Here is a 17,000-nt window from a genome sequence, read left to right as displayed (position 1 = left end):
TTTGGCTCGTAGACGATATATTGGTTAAGCGAGCCCATGAGTTGTGATGAGGTAGAAACATGAATCCGATGTTGGCCCTTCGGCAATATCAAAAAGTTGGAGCGCAAGCCCAAGTCTCCGAAGCCAGTCCGCACCGTTTGGTGCAGATGCTGATGGAGGGTGGGCTGGATCGTATTGCTCAGGCAAAAGGCGCCATGGAGCGCAAGGATATTCCGGGTAAAGGTGTATTGATCAGCAAGGCCATCGGTATCATTGGCGGCTTGCGTGAAGGCCTGGATCTCGAGAACAAGGCTGACGAAGTGGGGAGGCTGGATAACCTCTATGTCTACATGATGAAGCGTCTGGCTGAAGCCAACATCAAGACCGACCCAACGATTCTCGACGAAGTCGCTGGTTTGCTTCGCACCGTCAAAGAAGGTTGGGACGCCATCACCGCGCCAGGTCCGCAGTTTTAAGGAGATCACCATGAGTCTTGTATTGCAGCGAATCGAACAGACCCGCGAAGCGTTGGTCGGGGCACTGGCCGAGCGCAACTGGGAAGCCATTGGTGAATTGGACATGGCTTGCCGTTCCTGCATGGAAGACGTTTTGAGTGAGGTAATTCTGGACGAGGCCGCGTTGCGCGATAACCTGGAGGAGTTGCTGGGGGTCTACAGGCAGCTTCTTGAGGTGGCAATGGGGGAGAGACAGGCGATAGTTGACGAGATGTCGCAGATCCACCAAGCACAGAACGCGGCAAAGGTTTACCATCTGTTTGGTTAATTAATCCCCGGTTAATCCAAACATAGTGCGCCATAAATTTGACTGTGCACGGTTTTTTGACTTAACTAGTGGCTGGTTCCAGATTTCAGGCGTCTACAGGCATCAGTTGTCTGCAAGCGTCTAGCTTGCCCCTCATTTTGGGCATTGAGTTGACTAGGGAAGTTGCTATTGCATGTGGCGTGAAACCAAAATTCTGCTGATTGATGACGATAGCGTCCGCCGCCGCGACTTGGCGGTGATTTTAAATTTTCTCGGCGAAGAAAATTTACCCTGCGGTAGCCATGACTGGCAGCAGGCTGTCGGCTCATTGTCATCAAGTCGTGAAGTAATCTGTGTCCTCATCGGGACGGTTAATGCTCCTGGTGCACTTGTGGGCTTGTTAAAGACACTCTCAACCTGGGATGAGTTCCTTCCGGTTTTGTTAATGGGCGATAATTCTTCCGTTGACTTGCCAGAAGACCAGCGTCGCCGAGTGCTTTCGACCCTCGAAATGCCACCCAGCTACAGCAAATTGCTCGACTCCCTGCACCGTGCCCAGGTCTATCGCGAGATGTACGACCAGGCCCGCGAGCGCGGTCGTCACCGTGAACCCAATCTTTTCCGCAGTCTTGTCGGCACCAGTCGGGCGATTCAACACGTCCGTCAGATGATGCAGCAAGTCGCCGACACCGACGCCAGTGTGCTGATCCTTGGTGAGTCCGGGACCGGCAAGGAAGTGGTTGCGCGCAACCTGCACTATCACTCCAAGCGCCGTGACGCGCCGTTCGTACCGGTCAACTGCGGGGCGATCCCGGCCGAGTTGCTGGAAAGCGAACTGTTTGGCCACGAGAAGGGCGCCTTCACCGGGGCAATCACCAGCCGTGCCGGGCGTTTCGAATTGGCCAATGGCGGCACGCTGTTCCTCGACGAAATCGGCGACATGCCGCTGCCGATGCAGGTCAAGCTGCTGCGCGTTCTGCAGGAGCGCACCTTCGAGCGCGTGGGCAGCAACAAGACTCAGAGCGTTGATGTGCGGATCATCGCGGCGACCCACAAGAATCTCGAAAGCATGATCGAGATCGGTACCTTCCGCGAAGACTTGTACTACCGCCTGAACGTGTTCCCGATCGAGATGGCGCCGCTGCGCGAACGTGTCGAAGATATTCCACTGCTGATGAACGAGTTGATCTCGCGCATGGAGCACGAGAAGCGTGGTTCGATCCGTTTCAATTCCGCGGCGATCATGTCGCTGTGCCGTCACGGCTGGCCGGGTAACGTCCGCGAACTCGCCAACCTGGTGGAGCGCATGGCGATCATGCATCCGTACGGGGTGATCGGCGTGGTCGAGTTGCCGAAGAAATTCCGTTACGTCGACGATGAAGACGAGCAACTGGTCGACAGCCTGCGCAGCGATCTTGAAGAGCGGGTGGCCATCAATGGTCATACTCCGGACTTCTCGGCCGGTGCCATGCTGCCGCCGGAAGGCCTGGACCTGAAAGACTACCTCGGTGGTCTGGAACAAGGGCTGATTCAGCAGGCGCTGGATGATGCCAATGGCATCGTGGCGCGCGCGGCAGAGCGGCTGCGTATTCGTCGCACCACACTGGTGGAAAAGATGCGCAAGTACGGCATGAGCCGTCGTGACGGTGATGAACAGGCGGATGATTGACGCCTGTTTTTCAAGTCCTTCATTTGTAGGCGCTTTTTTTTAGGCACGGGTATTGCTACATCCCTCGCAACGTTCCGTTTAACTGACGGTCAGCCAAGCGAGAGAGCACGATGCCCCAAGCCGCCCAGATGTCTCCTGTCCCTGACGCTTCGGGGCAACCGTCGTCCGTAGAGCAGGCGAGCCGGCTTGGCCTTGAGCAGGCGTTTGCACTGTTCAACCAGATGTCGAGCCAATTGACCGACTCCTACAGCATGCTTGAGGCCCGGGTCACCGAGCTCAAGGGCGAGCTGGCGGTGGTCAGCGCGCAACGCATGCAAGAGCTGGCGGAAAAAGAACGCCTGGCCAACCGGCTGCAAAACCTCCTAGATCTGTTGCCCGGCGGCGTCATCGTCATCGACGCGCAAGGCATCGTGCGCGAGGCCAATCCCGCTGCCTGCGAACTGCTCGGTCTGCCCCTCGAAGGCGAGCTGTGGCGTCATGTCATTGCCCGCTGCTTTGCGCCCCGTGAAGACGACGGTCACGAAATCTCGCTCAAGGACGGTCGGCGTTTGTCGATCTCCACTCGCTCGCTGGATGCCGAGCCCGGCCAGTTGGTGTTGCTCAACGACCTGACTGAAACCCGCCATCTGCAAGATCAGCTGGCCCGCCACGAACGTCTGTCGTCCCTCGGCCGAATGGTCGCTTCGCTGGCCCATCAAATTCGTACACCCTTATCCGCCGCCTTGCTCTATGCCAGTCATTTGACTGAGCAGGCGTTGCCGGTCGAGACCCAGCAACGTTTTGCCGGGCGCCTGAAAGAGCGTCTGCATGAGTTGGAGCATCAGGTTCGCGACATGTTGGTGTTTGCTCGCGGCGAGCTGCCGCTGACCGATCGCGTCACGCCCAAAGTGTTGATGCAGTCGCTGCAGGCGGCAGCACTGACCCATGTGCAGGACCTGCCGATTCGCTGGCAGTGCGACAGTCATTCCGGCGAGTTGTTGTGCAATCGCGACACGCTGGTCGGGGCGATCCTGAATCTGATCGAGAACGCCATTCAGGCCAGTGCCGGTGTCGTGCGCTTGAAGGTCCACCTCTATACCCATGACAACAACCTGCGCATCTCTGTCAGTGACAGCGGCAGCGGCATCGACACGCAAGTGCTGGCACGACTCGGCGAGCCGTTTTTTACCACTAAAACCACCGGGACCGGCCTTGGCCTGACCGTGGTCAAGGCTGTGGCCCGTGCCCATCAGGGAGAATTGCAGCTGCGCTCGCGGCTGGGTCGCGGCACTTGCGCGCAGGTCATCCTGCCGCTTTTTTCTGGTGAAAAGCCGAGCGCTCAGGGAGCGGAGTGAAGGACATGGCAATCAAGGTTTTACTGGTCGAGGACGACCGCGCGCTACGCGAAGCACTGGCCGATACGCTGTTGCTCGCCGGGCACGATTTCAAAGCCGTCGGTTCGGCGGAGGAAGCGCTGGCAGCGGTCGGTGCCGAGGCGTTCAACCTGGTGCTGAGTGACGTCAACATGCCGGGCATGGACGGCCATCAACTGCTTGGATTGCTGCGCACTCGTCAGCCGCAGCTACCGGTGTTGTTGATGACGGCTCACGGCGCCGTGGAGCGGGCAGTCGATGCGATGCGTCAGGGCGCGGCGGATTACCTGGTCAAACCGTTCGAGCCCAAGGCGTTACTCGATCTGGTGGCGCGTCATGCGCTGGGCAGTCTCGGTGCGACCGAGGGCGAGGGGCCTGTAGCGTTCGAGCCGGCCAGTGCGCAATTGCTGGAACTGGCCGCGCGGGTAGCGCGCAGTGATTCCACAGTATTGATCTCCGGCGAGTCCGGGACCGGTAAGGAAGTGCTGGCGCGGTACATCCATCAGCATTCCCATCGCGCCAGTCAGCCGTTCATTGCGATCAACTGCGCAGCCATCCCCGACAACATGCTCGAAGCCACGTTATTCGGTCATGAAAAAGGTTCGTTCACCGGCGCCATCGCGGCGCAGGCCGGCAAGTTCGAACAGGCTGATGGCGGGACTATCCTGCTCGACGAAATTTCCGAAATGCCCCTAGGGCTCCAGGCCAAGTTGCTGCGAGTTTTGCAGGAGCGCGAAGTCGAGCGAGTCGGCGCACGCAAGCCGATCACGCTGGACATTCGGGTCGTGGCAACCACCAACCGTGACCTGGCCGGTGAGGTGGCGGCGGGGCGTTTTCGTGAAGACCTCTACTATCGCCTGTCGGTGTTTCCGCTGGCCTGGCGTCCGTTGCGCGAACGTACCGCCGACATCCTGCCACTGGCCGAGCGCCTTCTGGCCAAGTACGTCAATAAAATGAAGCATGCCGCGGCAAGGCTGTCGCCTGAGGCTCAGGCGTGCCTGATTGGTTATCCGTGGCCGGGTAATGTGCGTGAGCTGGATAACGCGATTCAGCGGGCGTTGATTCTGCAGCAGGGCGGTTTGATACAGCCTGAGGATTTCTGTCTGGCCGGGCCGGTCGCTTGTGCGCCGTTGCCGGCATTGGCGCCAACGTCCGTGCGAACCGTGGAGGTCGAATCCGCGTCGGCCGGGGCGCTGGGTGATGACCTGCGTCGCCGCGAATTTCAGATGATCATCGACACCTTGCGCTCCGAGCGCGGCCGTCGCAAAGAGGCCGCCGAGCGTTTGGGCATCAGTCCGCGCACCCTGCGTTACAAGCTGGCGCAAATGCGTGATGCCGGAATGGACGTGGAAGCTTATTTGTTCGCCACCTGATTCGACTTTTGTAGCAGCTGGCGAAGCCTGCGTTCGGCTGCGCAGCAGTCGTAAAACCTGAACACTCGGTCTTTCTGAAACACCGCACTGACTGATTTCACGACTGCTGCGCAGCCGAACGCAGGCTTCGCCAGCTGCTACAGATTGCATTACGGCTTGAAAGACTGGAATGAGGGCCAAGGATGGGCTTTTGTTTAGAGCGGCCACGGAGCTGGCACCCTTGTTGCTAACACCTCACTACCCGCCGAGTGAGTGTCAAAAAATTGCGGGTCGCCAAAGACGTAGCTCGTCAAAGAGAGAAACCATGAGCCAAGGTATTGAATTCAATCGATTGATGCTGGACATGCGTTCCATGCAAATGGATGCCATGTCTGCGTCGAAATCGACTGCCGCCGTTCCTGAAATGGGTGGCAGCAGCTTTTCCGACATGCTCGGTCAGGCCGTCAATAAAGTGAACGACACCCAGCAGGCGTCCAGTCAGTTGGCCAGTGCCTTCGAGATCGGCAAGAGCGGTGTCGACCTGACGGACGTGATGATTTCCTCGCAGAAGGCCAGCGTGTCTTTTCAAGCGTTGACGCAAGTACGCAACAAGCTGGTTCAGGCATACCAAGACATCATGCAGATGCCGGTTTAAGGACGAATTGAGTCATGGCAGAAGCAGTCGCCGATAATGTTCCGGCCAAGGCCACTCCAATAGACGGCAAGCCGCCGCTGTTCGGGTTGTCCTTCCTGGAAAACCTCTCCGAGATGACCATGTTGCGTCAGGTAGGCCTGTTGGTCGGCTTGGCAGCGAGCGTGGCGATTGGCTTTGCCGTGGTGTTGTGGTCCCAGCAGCCGGACTATCGGCCTCTGTACGGCAGCCTTGCCGGTATGGACGCCAAACAGGTCATGGATACGCTGGCCGCAGCCGACATTCCCTATACCGTTGAACCGAACTCCGGTGCCTTGCTGGTCAAGGCCGATGACCTGTCCCGTGCGCGAATCAAGCTCGCGGGCGCTGGTGTCACTCCCAGCGACGGCAACATTGGCTTTGAAATTCTCGACAAGGACCAGGGCCTGGGCACCAGCCAGTTCATGGAAGCGACCCGTTATCGTCGCGGTCTCGAAGGCGAACTGGCCCGCACCATCTCCAGCCTGAACAACGTCAAGGGTGCCCGCGTGCACCTGGCGATTCCGAAAAGTTCGGTGTTCGTGCGCGATGAGCGCAAGCCGAGCGCCTCGGTTTTGGTGGAGCTGTATTCCGGTCGCTCGCTAGAGCCGGGCCAGGTACTGGCGATCATCAACCTGGTGGCCACCAGTGTTCCAGAACTCAGCAAATCCCAGATTACCGTCGTCGACCAGAAGGGCACGCTGCTCTCGGATCAGGCGGAGAACTCCGAACTGACCATGGCCGGCAAGCAATTCGATTACAGCCGCCGCATGGAAAGCATGCTCACCCAACGCGTGCATAACATTCTGCAACCGGTACTGGGCAACGATCGCTATAAAGCCGAAGTCTCGGCCGATGTGGATTTCAGTGCCGTCGAGTCGACCTCCGAGCAGTTCAACCCGGACCAACCGGCGTTGCGCAGCGAGCAGTCGGTCAACGAACAACGTACCGCCAGCAATGGCCCGCAAGGTGTGCCTGGCGCCCTGAGCAACCAGCCGCCGTCGCCTGCCTCCGCACCGCAAACCACCGGTGGCGCTACCGCGTCGGCCGGCATGGTACAGCCAGGCCAGCCATTGCTGGATGCCAACGGTCAGCAAATCATGGACCCGGCCACCGGCCAGCCTATGCTTGCACCGTACCCGGCGGACAAGCGTCAACAATCCACCAAGAACTTCGAACTCGACCGTTCCATCAGCCACACCAAACAGCAGCAGGGCCGTTTGAATCGCCTGTCGGTGTCGGTGGTGGTGGATGACCAGGTCAAGATCAACGCGGCCAACGGTGAAACCACCCGTGCGCCGTGGACCGCCGATGAATTGTCGCGCTTCACTCGCCTGGTACAGGACGCCGTCGGCTTCGACGCCAGCCGTGGCGACAGTGTCAGCGTGATCAACATGCCGTTCTCCGCCGAGCGCGGTGAAGTGATTGCCGATATTCCGTTCTACTCCCAGCCGTGGTTCTGGGACATCGTCAAGCAAGTGCTGGGTGTCTTGTTCATCCTGGTGCTGGTGTTCGGTGTGCTGCGTCCGGTGCTCAACAACATCACCGGTGGCGGCAAAGGCAAGCAGCTTGCAGGCTTGGGTAGCGACGTCGAGTTGGGTGGCATGGGCGGCCTGGACGGCGAACTGGCCAACGACCGCGTCAGTCTCGGCGGCCCGACCAGTATCCTGTTGCCGAGCCCGAGTGAAGGCTATGACGCACAGTTGAATGCAATCAAGAGTCTGGTGGCAGAAGATCCGGGTCGCGTGGCCCAGGTCGTGAAAGAGTGGATTAACGCAGATGAGTGATAACCGAGCCGTTGCCGCCAAACTGTCCAAGGTCGACAAAGCCGCGATTCTGCTGCTGTCCCTGGGTTCAACCGACGCCGCCCAGGTGCTGCGCCACATGGGGCCCAAAGAGGTCCAGCGTGTGGGTGTGGCCATGGCCCAGATGGGTAACGTGCACCGCGAGCAGGTCGAGCAGGTGATGAGCGAGTTCGTCGACATCGTCGGCGACCAGACCAGCCTCGGCGTCGGCTCCGACGACTACGTGCGCAAAATGCTCACGCAGGCCCTGGGCGAAGACAAGGCCAACGGCCTGATCGACCGGATCCTGCTGGGCGGCAACACCAGTGGCCTCGACAGCCTGAAGTGGATGGAACCGCGCGCCGTCGCCGACGTGATCCGTTACGAGCACCCTCAGATCCAGGCGATCGTGGTGGCGTATCTCGATCCGGACCAGGCGGGCGAAGTGTTGGGTAACTTCGACCACAAGGTGCGTTTGGACATCATTCTGCGGGTCTCCTCGCTGAACACCGTGCAGCCTGCTGCCCTGAAAGAACTCAACCAGATTCTCGAGAAGCAGTTCTCCGGCAACTCGAATGCCTCGCGCACCACCCTGGGTGGCATCAAGCGCGCAGCCGATATCATGAACTTCCTCGACAGCTCGATCGAAGGTCAGTTGATGGACTCGATTCGCGAAGTCGACGAAGACCTGTCCGGTCAGATCGAAGACCTCATGTTCGTGTTCAACAACTTGTCCGATGTCGACGATCGCGGCATTCAGGCGCTGCTGCGCGAAGTGTCCTCCGACGTGCTGGTACTGGCGCTCAAGGGGTCGGATGAAGGCGTCAAAGAGAAGATTTTCAAGAACATGTCCAAACGGGCGGCCGAACTACTGCGCGACGACCTCGAGGCCAAAGGCCCGGTGCGCGTCAGCGACGTGGAAACGGCGCAGAAAGAAATCCTCACCATTGCCCGCCGTATGGCCGAAGCCGGAGAAATCGTTCTCGGCGGGAAGGGCGGCGAAGAGATGATCTAAGGTCACTATGTCGTCCAAACATGATGAGTCCAACACCGACCTGATCCGTGGCAAGGACGTCGGTGGTTTCGATGTCTGGTCGCTGCCCAGTTTCGATCCGTTCGTGCCGGAACCCGAGCCAGAACCTGAGCCCGAGCCCCCGGAAATGGAAGAAGTGCCGCTGGAAGAAGTCCAGCCACTGACCCTCGAAGAACTCGAAAGCATTCGCCAGGAGGCCTACAACGAAGGCTTCGCCACCGGTGAGAAAGAAGGTTTTCACAGCACCACGCTCAAGGTCCGTCAGGAAACCGAAGTGGCGCTGGCCGCCAAGGTTGCCGCTCTGGAGCAACTGATGGGGCATCTGTTCGAGCCCATCGCCGAGCAGGACACCCTGATCGAAAAGTCCCTGGTCGACCTCGTGCAGCACATCACCAAACAGGTGATTCAGCGCGAACTCGCCATCGACTCGACGCAAATCGAACACGTCATGCGCGAGGCTCTCAAGCTCTTGCCGCTGGGCGTGGGCAATGTGCGGCTGTACATCAATCCGCAAGATTTCGAACAAGTCAAAGCCCTGCGCGAGCGCCATGAAGAAACCTGGCGCATCGTCGAGGACGAGGCGTTGTTGCCCGGTGGTTGCCGGGTCGAGACTGAACACAGCCGTATCGACGCCACGGTCGAAACCCGCGTTGCGCGGGTCATGGACAAGCTGTTCGATCAGTTGCACGAACAGGCCTTGCACCCGGCCGCGCCGGATCTGAGTCTGGAACTGCCGATCAGCGACAAGCCAGCGGTCACGCCGGTTGAACCCGAACTGGACGATCCCGATGCGCCTTGATCGCACCAGCTTTGCCAAGCGCCTCGGCAGCTACGCCGAGGCCATTACGCTTGCAGGCGCGCCGATCCTGGAAGGCCGCTTGCTGCGCATGGTCGGTCTGACCCTCGAGGCTGAGGGCTTGCGCGCCGCCATGGGCAGCCGCTGCATGGTCATCAATGATGACAGTTATCACCCGGTGCAGGTCGAAGCCGAAGTCATGGGCTTCTCCGGCAGCAAGGTGTTTCTGATGCCGGTCGGCAGCGTTGCCGGCATCGCTCCCGGTGCCCGTGTGGTGCCTCTGGCTGATACCGGTCGTCTGCCGATGGGCATGAGCATGCTCGGGCGGGTGCTCGATGGCGCCGGTCGTGCGCTGGACGGCAAGGGCGGGATGAAGGCCGAGGATTGGGTGCCGATGGACGGCCCGACCATCAACCCGCTCAAGCGCGAACCAATCAGCGAACAGCTGGACGTGGGCATTCGCTGCATCAACGGTTTGTTGACGGTCGGTCGCGGTCAGCGTCTGGGCCTGTTCGCCGGTACTGGCGTGGGCAAGAGTGTGCTGTTGGGCATGATGACCCGCTTCACCGAGGCCGATATCATCGTCGTCGGGCTGATCGGTGAGCGGGGTCGTGAAGTTAAAGAATTCATCGAGCACATCCTCGGTGAAGAAGGGCTCAAGCGTTCGGTGGTGGTGGCGTCCCCGGCGGACGATGCGCCGCTGATGCGTCTGCGCGCGGCGATGTATTGCACGCGTATCGCCGAGTATTTCCGCGACAAGGGCAAGAACGTCCTGCTGCTTATGGATTCCTTGACCCGTTTCGCCCAGGCCCAGCGGGAAATTGCCCTGGCCATTGGCGAACCGCCGGCGACCAAGGGTTATCCGCCATCGGTGTTCGCCAAACTGCCAAAACTGGTGGAGCGGGCCGGTAATGCCGAGAAGGGCGGCGGCTCGATCACCGCGTTCTACACTGTTTTGTCCGAAGGCGATGACCAGCAGGACCCGATTGCCGATGCCGCGCGAGGCGTACTCGACGGGCACATCGTGCTGTCCCGGCGTCTGGCCGAGGAAGGTCATTACCCGGCCATCGATATCGAAGCGTCCATTAGCCGGGTCATGCCGTCGGTGGTCTCGCCGGAGCACATGACGCGCGCCCAGTATTTCAAGCAGCTGTGGTCGCGCTATCAGCAGAGTCGCGACCTGATCAGCGTCGGCGCCTACGTCGCAGGTGGTGATCGGGAGACCGATCTGGCGATTTCCCTGCAACCGCAGCTGGTGAAATACCTGCGTCAGGGCCTGAACGACAGCATCAGCCTGGGCGAAAGCGAGGCCTACCTCGGCTCGATCTTCGCCCCAGCGGCCGGCGGCTAACCGGCCATGGCCCAGAGTCGAGCGGGGCGTCTGGCACCGGTGGTTGAAATGGCCGAAAAGGCCGAGAAAACCGCGGTCCAGCGTCTGGGGCACTTTCAGGGCCAGGTGCGCCTGGCCGAAAGCAAACTCGCCGACCTTGAAGCCTTTCGTCTCGACTATCAAGAGCAATGGATCGTGCGCGGCAGCAGCGGCGTGTCGGGCCAATGGCTGCTGGGTTATCAAGGCTTCCTGGCGCAACTGGGTACTGCCATCGACCAGCAGCGACAAAGCCTCGTATGGCATCAAAACAATCTGAACAAGGCGCGGGAATCCTGGCAACAGGCATTTGCCCGGGTCGAAGGGTTGCGCAAACTGGTGGTGCGCTACATGGATGAGGCGCGGCGACTGGAAGACCGGCGCGAGCAAAAGCTGCTGGATGAGTTGTCCCAGCGGTTGCCGCGTCAGGATTCGTATTGAATCAGCTGGACCGCGTTATCGTTCTTCGCGAGCAGGCTCGCTCCCACAGGGGGCCGCGTTCTTTCGGGTGAATGCGGTCAACCTGTGGGAGCGAGCCTGCTCGCGAAGGCATACTTAAAGACGCCACAGTTTTCCAGCCTTGCTCCGGCCTCCGCCAAGTGCTAAACCTTGTACACGTACGTTCACCCATGACAAGGAAGCCGTTAAATGTCAGTCGTTACAGAAGTATCCCAAGATGGTCAAAAGCTGACGATATCGATCAGGGGACGATTCGATTTCGCCAAGCATCAGGAATTTCGCGAGTCCTACGAAAATCTTCAGCCAAAACCCGAGTCTTTCGAAGTGAATCTGAAAGACGCCACCTACCTCGACAGTTCAGCGCTCGGCATGCTGTTGCTATTGCGTGATCACGCCGGTGGCGAGAATGCCGAAATCACGTTGACCCACGCTAATGCAGATGTGCGCAAGATTCTCGCCATCTCCAACTTCGAACAAATCTTCGACGTGGCGTGACCGCCATGCAGTCTTTGTTCGAACCGCTGACGATCCTGATCGCCGAAGACAGCGCGGCCGATCGCATGCTGCTGTCGACCATCGTCCGTCGTCAGGGGCATGAGGTGCTGACGGCCGCCAACGGTTCCGAAGCCGTTGAAGCGTTTCGCCAGCAGCGACCGCAACTGGTGCTCATGGACGCCATGATGCCGGTGATGGACGGTTTCGAGGCGGCGCGGCAGATCAAGGTATTGGCAGGGGAAACCCTGGTGCCGATCATTTTCCTCACCTCGCTGACCGAAAGCGAAGCGCTGGCCCGCTGTCTGGAGGCCGGAGGCGACGACTTTCTGGCCAAGCCCTACAACCAGGTGATCCTCGCCGCCAAGATCAAGGCGATGGACCGCTTGCGACGGTTGCAGGCCACGGTGTTGCAGCAGCGTGACCAGATCGCCAGGCACCACGACTACCTGATGAACGAGCAGCGCGTGGCCAAGGCCGTGTTTGACAAGGTGGCCCACTCCGGCTGCCTGAATGCACCCAATATCCGCTACCTGCAATCGCCCTATGCGTTGTTCAACGGCGATCTGCTGCTGGCCGCGTTCACCCCGGCCGGGGACATGCACGTGCTGCTCGGCGATTTTACCGGCCATGGTTTGCCGGCCGCGGTCGGTGCCATGCCCCTGGCCGAAGTCTTCTATGGCATGACCGCCAAGGGCTACGGCCTGTCCGAAACCCTGCGCGAGATGAATGCCAAGCTCAAGCGCATCCTGCCGGTGGACATGTTCTGTTGTGCAACGCTGCTGTGCCTGAGTTTTCAGCGACGCTCGGTGGAGGTGTGGAACGGCGGGATGCCGGACGGTTACCTGCACAGCATCGCCAGCGGTGAACGAACGCCGCTGACGGCTCGGCATTTACCGCTCGGCGTGCTGAGCCCGCAATCCTTTGATGACCGCACCGAGGTATTTCCGATGGCGGTCGGGGATCGGGTCTTCCTGTTGTCCGACGGGGTGATCGATACCTGCGATGCCAACGAACAGTTGTTTGGTGTGGAGCGATTGCAGCAAGTGTTTGCGGCCAATCGTCAGCCTGATGAGTTGTTCGAAGAGATCGAGCAGGCGTTGCGGGACTTTCGCGGCGAGGCCCGCGATGACGTGAGCATGGTCGAGGTCAGTCTGCTGGAGGCCGCACAACTGAGCCCACCGGCATTGGTGTACTCCGACAGTGGTCAGTCCTGTCCGCTGGACTGGTCAGTGAGTTTCGAATTTCGCGCCGCCACGCTCAAACGTTTCAATCCGCTGCCGTATCTTCTGCAATTGCTGCTTGAGGTCCACGGTCTGCGGGCTCAGAGCGGGGCGCTCTACAGTGTGCTGGCCGAACTGTATTCCAATGCCCTGGAACATGGGGTGCTGGGGCTGGATTCGGCGCTGAAGCGCGATGCCTCGGGTTTTACCCGCTATTATCAACAGCGCAATACGCGCCTGGACGAATTGCAGGACGGCTTCGTGCGGGTGCATTTGCAGGTGACACCCAAGGGTGAGGGCGGTTGCCTGGCGGTTCGGGTCGAAGACAGTGGCAAGGGTTTCGATGTCGCTCGGGTGATGGAGCGGCCCGTTGATGCTGTCCGTCTGTCGGGACGTGGCGTCAGTCTGATCCGTCAGCTGGGGCACAATGCGAGTTGGTCCGACAATGGTCGAAGTGCCCGCGTGGAATTTTTCTGGGAGGCTCTGGCATAATCCACGCATTCTTGATCAAGGAGTGAGCAAGTGGCTGACACACACCTGGACCGCGACGTGCTGAGCGCGTTGCAAGAGGTCATGGAGGATGAGTATCCGACGTTACTGGATACCTTTCTCGCCGATTCCGAAGAGCGTTTGCATCTGCTGCGGCAGGTTGACGATGCCGATCAGTTAGGCGCCGCTGCACACAGCTTCAAGGGCAGTAGCAGTAATATGGGCGCTACCCGGCTGTCCGAGCTGTGTCATGAGCTGGAGCAGCGAGTCCAGAAAAAAGAACTCGCAGGCATCGAAAAGCTGATCGGGGAAATTGACAGCGAATTCGCCATCGTCCGACCTCTCTATGAGGCGGAGCGTCAGCGTTCCCTCTCTGCCAATGAGACCGTCCGGCGCTTTTAGCGCCTGCCACTCAAACCTGGCGCGACCTTTGCAATAATCTCCGTCAACTGTACCTACGATCCCAGTGCAGCGGAGACCGTTCCATGCCCGTTACCCCCAATATGCTTCTTCAGGCCGCCGCGCAGGCCAAGACTCAAGCCGCTTCCGCCAATACACCGGCGCTGGCCGCTGAGCCTGGGGACAAGGCGTCCAGCTTCGCTCAGGTCTATGCCAATCAAGCCCGGAATAAACCCTCTGCAGTGGGTGATGGATCGGCCAAGCCAATAGGCGATAAAACGCCGGACAGCCCCGGCAAAAAGGACGTCAGCAACGACAACTCTGCCGCCCCGGAACCTACGGTTGCCGATAGCGGCAAATCCTTGCCCGCCGATAAACCGGCGCCGACCGACGACAAGACCGCCAGCGATGATGGGTCGGATACTGCGCAGACGCCGGTTGCCGATGCTGCGCCCGTTGATCCGACACTGGATCCTGCGTTGATGCAGGCAGTACAACCTGCGGTGCCAACGCCGGTACCGGCAACGCCGCCCGTTGTAGTCACCCCGCAACCGCAGGTCGAAGCGGCCGTGACGGCGACAACGACTCCGGTCGTTGCAAGCACTGACAGCGATTTCGATCCCGAAGCCGATCCCCTCGATGCACTACCCGCGGTGCGCATGGCCATGGAGCAGAGCGGGCATGTTTCCGCTTCCAGCCAGGCTCAGCCCAAAGCGGCACCGACCTCGGCCCAGGCCCAGGCCGACGGCGAGCCAACCTCGGCGCAGAACTTCGCCACAGGCATGGCGAGCATGTTCGATGTGCAAGCCGACAAGGACAGCACCGGCCAGGGTGGCGACAAGGCCTTCAGTGGTCTTATCGATGACGGCCTCAAGGACCTGAAGTCCGCGAGCAGCGATACCCGGGTCGACGATTTCGCCAACCGCCTGGCGGCGCTGACCCAGGCGGCCACGCCGAAAACCGCCAACGCATTGCCGGTGAACCAACCGATCGCCATGCATCAGAGTGGCTGGACCGAAGAAGTGGTGAACCGGGTCATGTACTTGTCCAGCGCCAATCTCAAGGCCGCCGACATCCAGTTGCAACCGGCCGAACTGGGGCGGTTGGACATTCGGGTGAACATGGTTCCGGATCAGCAGACCCAAGTGACGTTCATGAGCGCCCATCCAAGTGTCCGCGAAGCGCTGGACGGACAAATGCATCGCTTGCGCGACATGTTTGCGCAGCAGGGCATGGGCCAGGTCGACGTCAACGTTTCCGACCAGTCCCGTGGCTGGCAGGGCCAGAGGCAGGAACAGGCTCAACAGGGTCAAGGCCAGGGTGGGCGCACCAACGCCAGCGGTGGTCGCCTCGACTCCATGGATGAGAATCTTGCGCCAACAGTTGCCGAAGTAGCGGCCAGCACCACTAGCGTCATCGGTTCCAGCGCAGTCGACTACTACGCCTGATCAAATCAGGCACCAAACTCTGTGGGAGCGAGCCTGCTCGCGAAAGCGGTGTGTCAGCCTCATTGATGTTGACTGACACGACGCCTTCGCGAGCAGGCTCGCTCCCACAGTGGATTTGCCGTGTTCTTCAATGACAGCCATTCCACCCATCTCCCTCCCGACACTTCTGGCATAACACTTGCTCTTGCCTTGCCGTGCGACTGTGAAAACCCGAATAGTGACGGATTATTGGCATGGCGAAGAGCGAAGCAGCAGTAAAAGACCCCGCAACCAAAGGCAAACTCAAGCTGATCATTGTGATCGTGGTGGCCCTGCTGCTGGCGATCGGCTTGTCCGTGGGGGCGACCTGGTTCTTCATGCACAGCGCCCAGAGCAAGCCTGCCGCCGCGGCTGAAACCGCCCCGGTCGGCAAGCAGCCAGCGATTTTCGAGCCCCTGGCTCCGGCCTTCGTGGCCAACTACAACCAGAACGGTCGTCAGCGCTACATGCAGGTGAGCATCACCATGCAAGGTCGCAATCAAGCTGATCTGGAAGCGCTCAAAGTCCACATGCCCGTCATCCGCAATAACCTGGTCATGCTGTTCTCCGGACAGGACTTCGCCACCCTGGCGTCGCCGGTCGGCCAGGAAATGTTGCGTCAGAAAGCCACGGCCAGCGTCCAGGAAGTGGCGCAGAAAGAACTCGGCAAAGTGGTCATCGAACAGTTGCTTTTCACTAATTTCGTACTGCAGTAGGAACACGACATGGCCGTGCAGGACCTGCTGTCCCAGGATGAGATCGATGCGCTGTTGCATGGCGTCGACGATGGTCTGGTACAGACCGATACCGCTGCCGAACCCGGCAGTGTCAAAAGCTACGACCTGACCAGCCAGGATCGCATCGTCCGTGGACGCATGCCGACCCTGGAAATGATCAACGAGCGTTTCGCCCGATACACCCGCATCAGCATGTTCAACATGCTGCGCCGCTCGGCGGACGTTGCCGTCGGTGGCGTGCAGGTGATGAAGTTCGGCGAATACGTGCACTCGCTGTACGTGCCGACCAGTCTCAACCTGGTCAAGATCAAGCCGTTGCGCGGCACCGCGCTGTTCATCCTCGACGCCAAACTGGTGTTCAAACTGGTGGATAACTTCTTCGGTGGCGACGGCCGTCACGCGAAGATCGAAGGGCGTGAATTCACCCCCACTGAACTGCGTGTGGTGCGCATGGTGCTGGAGCAAGCGTTCGTCGATTTGAAGGAAGCCTGGCAGGCGATCATGGAAGTGAACTTCGAGTACATCAACTCGGAAGTGAACCCGGCCATGGCCAACATCGTCGGCCCGAGCGAAGCCATTGTGGTGTCGACGTTCCACATTGAACTCGATGGCGGTGGTGGCGACCTGCACGTGACCATGCCGTACTCGATGATCGAGCCGGTGCGCGAAATGCTCGATGCCGGCTTCCAGTCGGACCTCGACGACCAGGACGAGCGCTGGATCAACGCCTTGCGTCAGGACGTGCTGGACGTTGACGTCCCGATCGGTGCGACGGTTGCCCGTCGTCAGTTGCGCCTGCGGGACATTCTGCACATGCAGCCGGGGGACATTATCCCGGTCGAGATGCCGGAAGAAATGATCATGCGCGCCAACGGCGTGCCTGCGTTCAAGGTCAAGATGGGCTCGCACAAAGGCAACCTCGCGTTGCAGGTTATCGAGCCGATCGAGCGCCGTTGATTGGCGCTCCAACCC

General features: G+C 60.0%; 17 protein-coding genes. All 17 read left to right on the top strand.

The features are described 5' to 3' along the window. Nucleotides 1-59: 59 nt before the first annotated feature. The 17 genes from fliS (at nucleotide 60) to fliM (ending at nucleotide 16,985) form a co-directional block, all read left to right on the top strand. Nucleotides 60-455 (top strand): flagellar export chaperone FliS, encoded by a 396-nt coding sequence (gene fliS, locus ACYZTW_RS25140; protein WP_462002233.1) that lies wholly within the window; start codon nucleotides 60-62, stop codon nucleotides 453-455. 10 nt (nucleotides 456-465) lie between these two features. Then, complete coding sequence (locus tag ACYZTW_RS25135) at nucleotides 466-762, top strand: flagellar protein FliT (RefSeq protein WP_462002232.1); 297 nt, start codon at nucleotides 466-468, stop codon at nucleotides 760-762. A 172-nt stretch (nucleotides 763-934) separates the two neighbouring features. Continuing rightward, a complete protein-coding gene (locus ACYZTW_RS25130; RefSeq protein WP_461997422.1) occupies nucleotides 935-2,410 on the top strand; it encodes a sigma-54 dependent transcriptional regulator in 1,476 nt (491 codons plus the stop codon). Nucleotides 2,411-2,538: 128 nt separating this feature from the next. Then, entirely contained in the window at nucleotides 2,539-3,744 is a 1,206-nt protein-coding gene (locus ACYZTW_RS25125) for a sensor histidine kinase (protein ID WP_462005837.1), read from the top strand. Nucleotides 3,745-3,749: 5 nt separating this feature from the next. After that, the gene (gene fleR, locus ACYZTW_RS25120) at nucleotides 3,750-5,135 is read left to right on the top strand and encodes a sigma-54-dependent response regulator transcription factor FleR (protein ID WP_462002231.1); all 1,386 of its coding nucleotides are present in this window, start codon (nucleotides 3,750-3,752) and stop codon (nucleotides 5,133-5,135) included. A gap of 304 nt (nucleotides 5,136-5,439) precedes the next feature. Further along, on the top strand, nucleotides 5,440-5,769 hold the full coding sequence (fliE, locus tag ACYZTW_RS25115) for a flagellar hook-basal body complex protein FliE (protein WP_008151056.1): 330 nt from the start codon (nucleotides 5,440-5,442) through the stop codon (nucleotides 5,767-5,769). Nucleotides 5,770-5,783: 14 nt separating this feature from the next. Next, nucleotides 5,784-7,571: a flagellar basal-body MS-ring/collar protein FliF gene (fliF, locus tag ACYZTW_RS25110; protein ID WP_462002230.1), complete on the top strand. Its 1,788-nt coding sequence runs from the start codon at nucleotides 5,784-5,786 to the stop codon at nucleotides 7,569-7,571. After that, nucleotides 7,564-8,583 (top strand): flagellar motor switch protein FliG, encoded by a 1,020-nt coding sequence (gene fliG, locus ACYZTW_RS25105; protein WP_007948903.1) that lies wholly within the window; start codon nucleotides 7,564-7,566, stop codon nucleotides 8,581-8,583. Before fliF ends, fliG begins: the two co-directional genes overlap by 8 nt. A gap of 7 nt (nucleotides 8,584-8,590) precedes the next feature. Further along, nucleotides 8,591-9,400 carry a flagellar assembly protein FliH gene (gene fliH / locus ACYZTW_RS25100; RefSeq protein WP_462002229.1) on the top strand — a complete coding sequence of 270 codons (810 nt, stop codon included), beginning with the start codon at nucleotides 8,591-8,593 and terminating at the stop codon, nucleotides 9,398-9,400. Beyond that, on the top strand, nucleotides 9,390-10,748 hold the full coding sequence (gene fliI / locus ACYZTW_RS25095; RefSeq protein ID WP_462002228.1) for a flagellar protein export ATPase FliI: 1,359 nt from the start codon (nucleotides 9,390-9,392) through the stop codon (nucleotides 10,746-10,748). The genes fliH and fliI overlap by 11 nt, the downstream gene beginning before the upstream one ends. Nucleotides 10,749-10,754: 6 nt before the next feature. Beyond that, a complete protein-coding gene (gene fliJ, locus ACYZTW_RS25090) occupies nucleotides 10,755-11,204 on the top strand; it encodes a flagellar export protein FliJ (protein WP_462002227.1) in 450 nt (149 codons plus the stop codon). A gap of 207 nt (nucleotides 11,205-11,411) precedes the next feature. Further along, entirely contained in the window at nucleotides 11,412-11,717 is a 306-nt protein-coding gene (locus tag ACYZTW_RS25085; protein WP_462002226.1) for an STAS domain-containing protein, read from the top strand. 5 nt (nucleotides 11,718-11,722) lie between these two features. Beyond that, nucleotides 11,723-13,429, top strand: a complete 1,707-nt coding sequence (locus ACYZTW_RS25080) for an ATP-binding SpoIIE family protein phosphatase (protein ID WP_462002225.1) — start codon at nucleotides 11,723-11,725, stop codon at nucleotides 13,427-13,429. A gap of 30 nt (nucleotides 13,430-13,459) precedes the next feature. Next, entirely contained in the window at nucleotides 13,460-13,828 is a 369-nt protein-coding gene (locus ACYZTW_RS25075; RefSeq protein ID WP_462002224.1) for an Hpt domain-containing protein, read from the top strand. Between the two features lie 83 nt (nucleotides 13,829-13,911). Then, the gene (locus tag ACYZTW_RS25070) at nucleotides 13,912-15,273 is read left to right on the top strand and encodes a flagellar hook-length control protein FliK (RefSeq protein WP_462002223.1); all 1,362 of its coding nucleotides are present in this window, start codon (nucleotides 13,912-13,914) and stop codon (nucleotides 15,271-15,273) included. A 233-nt stretch (nucleotides 15,274-15,506) separates the two neighbouring features. Beyond that, a complete protein-coding gene (fliL, locus tag ACYZTW_RS25065; RefSeq protein ID WP_462002222.1) occupies nucleotides 15,507-16,007 on the top strand; it encodes a flagellar basal body-associated protein FliL in 501 nt (166 codons plus the stop codon). A gap of 9 nt (nucleotides 16,008-16,016) precedes the next feature. After that, the gene (gene fliM / locus ACYZTW_RS25060) at nucleotides 16,017-16,985 is read left to right on the top strand and encodes a flagellar motor switch protein FliM (protein WP_149629158.1); all 969 of its coding nucleotides are present in this window, start codon (nucleotides 16,017-16,019) and stop codon (nucleotides 16,983-16,985) included. The last annotated feature ends 15 nt before the right edge of the window (nucleotides 16,986-17,000 follow it).

It is taken from the genome of Pseudomonas sp. LB3P25 (assembly GCF_054897985.1).
The sequence above is the reverse complement of the archived record's forward strand: the minus strand, read 5'-3'. Positions and strand labels throughout refer to the sequence as shown.

What these genes read in the sequence shown, in the direction of transcription:
- fliJ (WP_462002227.1), top strand. Translation starts at nt 10,755, where the DNA reads ATGGCCCAGAGTCGAGCGGGGCGTCTGGCACCGGTGGTTGAAATGGCC.
- ACYZTW_RS25070 (WP_462002223.1), top strand. Translation starts at nt 13,912, where the DNA reads ATGCCCGTTACCCCCAATATGCTTCTTCAGGCCGCCGCGCAGGCCAAG.
- fliE (WP_008151056.1), top strand. Translation starts at nt 5,440, where the DNA reads ATGAGCCAAGGTATTGAATTCAATCGATTGATGCTGGACATGCGTTCC.
- ACYZTW_RS25130 (WP_461997422.1), top strand. Translation starts at nt 935, where the DNA reads ATGTGGCGTGAAACCAAAATTCTGCTGATTGATGACGATAGCGTCCGC.
- fliS (WP_462002233.1), top strand. Translation starts at nt 60, where the DNA reads ATGAATCCGATGTTGGCCCTTCGGCAATATCAAAAAGTTGGAGCGCAA.
- fliI (WP_462002228.1), top strand. Translation starts at nt 9,390, where the DNA reads ATGCGCCTTGATCGCACCAGCTTTGCCAAGCGCCTCGGCAGCTACGCC.
- fleR (WP_462002231.1), top strand. Translation starts at nt 3,750, where the DNA reads ATGGCAATCAAGGTTTTACTGGTCGAGGACGACCGCGCGCTACGCGAA.
- ACYZTW_RS25080 (WP_462002225.1), top strand. Translation starts at nt 11,723, where the DNA reads ATGCAGTCTTTGTTCGAACCGCTGACGATCCTGATCGCCGAAGACAGC.
- ACYZTW_RS25125 (WP_462005837.1), top strand. Translation starts at nt 2,539, where the DNA reads ATGTCTCCTGTCCCTGACGCTTCGGGGCAACCGTCGTCCGTAGAGCAG.
- ACYZTW_RS25135 (WP_462002232.1), top strand. Translation starts at nt 466, where the DNA reads ATGAGTCTTGTATTGCAGCGAATCGAACAGACCCGCGAAGCGTTGGTC.
- fliL (WP_462002222.1), top strand. Translation starts at nt 15,507, where the DNA reads ATGGCGAAGAGCGAAGCAGCAGTAAAAGACCCCGCAACCAAAGGCAAA.
- ACYZTW_RS25085 (WP_462002226.1), top strand. Translation starts at nt 11,412, where the DNA reads ATGTCAGTCGTTACAGAAGTATCCCAAGATGGTCAAAAGCTGACGATA.
- fliH (WP_462002229.1), top strand. Translation starts at nt 8,591, where the DNA reads ATGTCGTCCAAACATGATGAGTCCAACACCGACCTGATCCGTGGCAAG.
- fliM (WP_149629158.1), top strand. Translation starts at nt 16,017, where the DNA reads ATGGCCGTGCAGGACCTGCTGTCCCAGGATGAGATCGATGCGCTGTTG.
- fliF (WP_462002230.1), top strand. Translation starts at nt 5,784, where the DNA reads ATGGCAGAAGCAGTCGCCGATAATGTTCCGGCCAAGGCCACTCCAATA.
- fliG (WP_007948903.1), top strand. Translation starts at nt 7,564, where the DNA reads ATGAGTGATAACCGAGCCGTTGCCGCCAAACTGTCCAAGGTCGACAAA.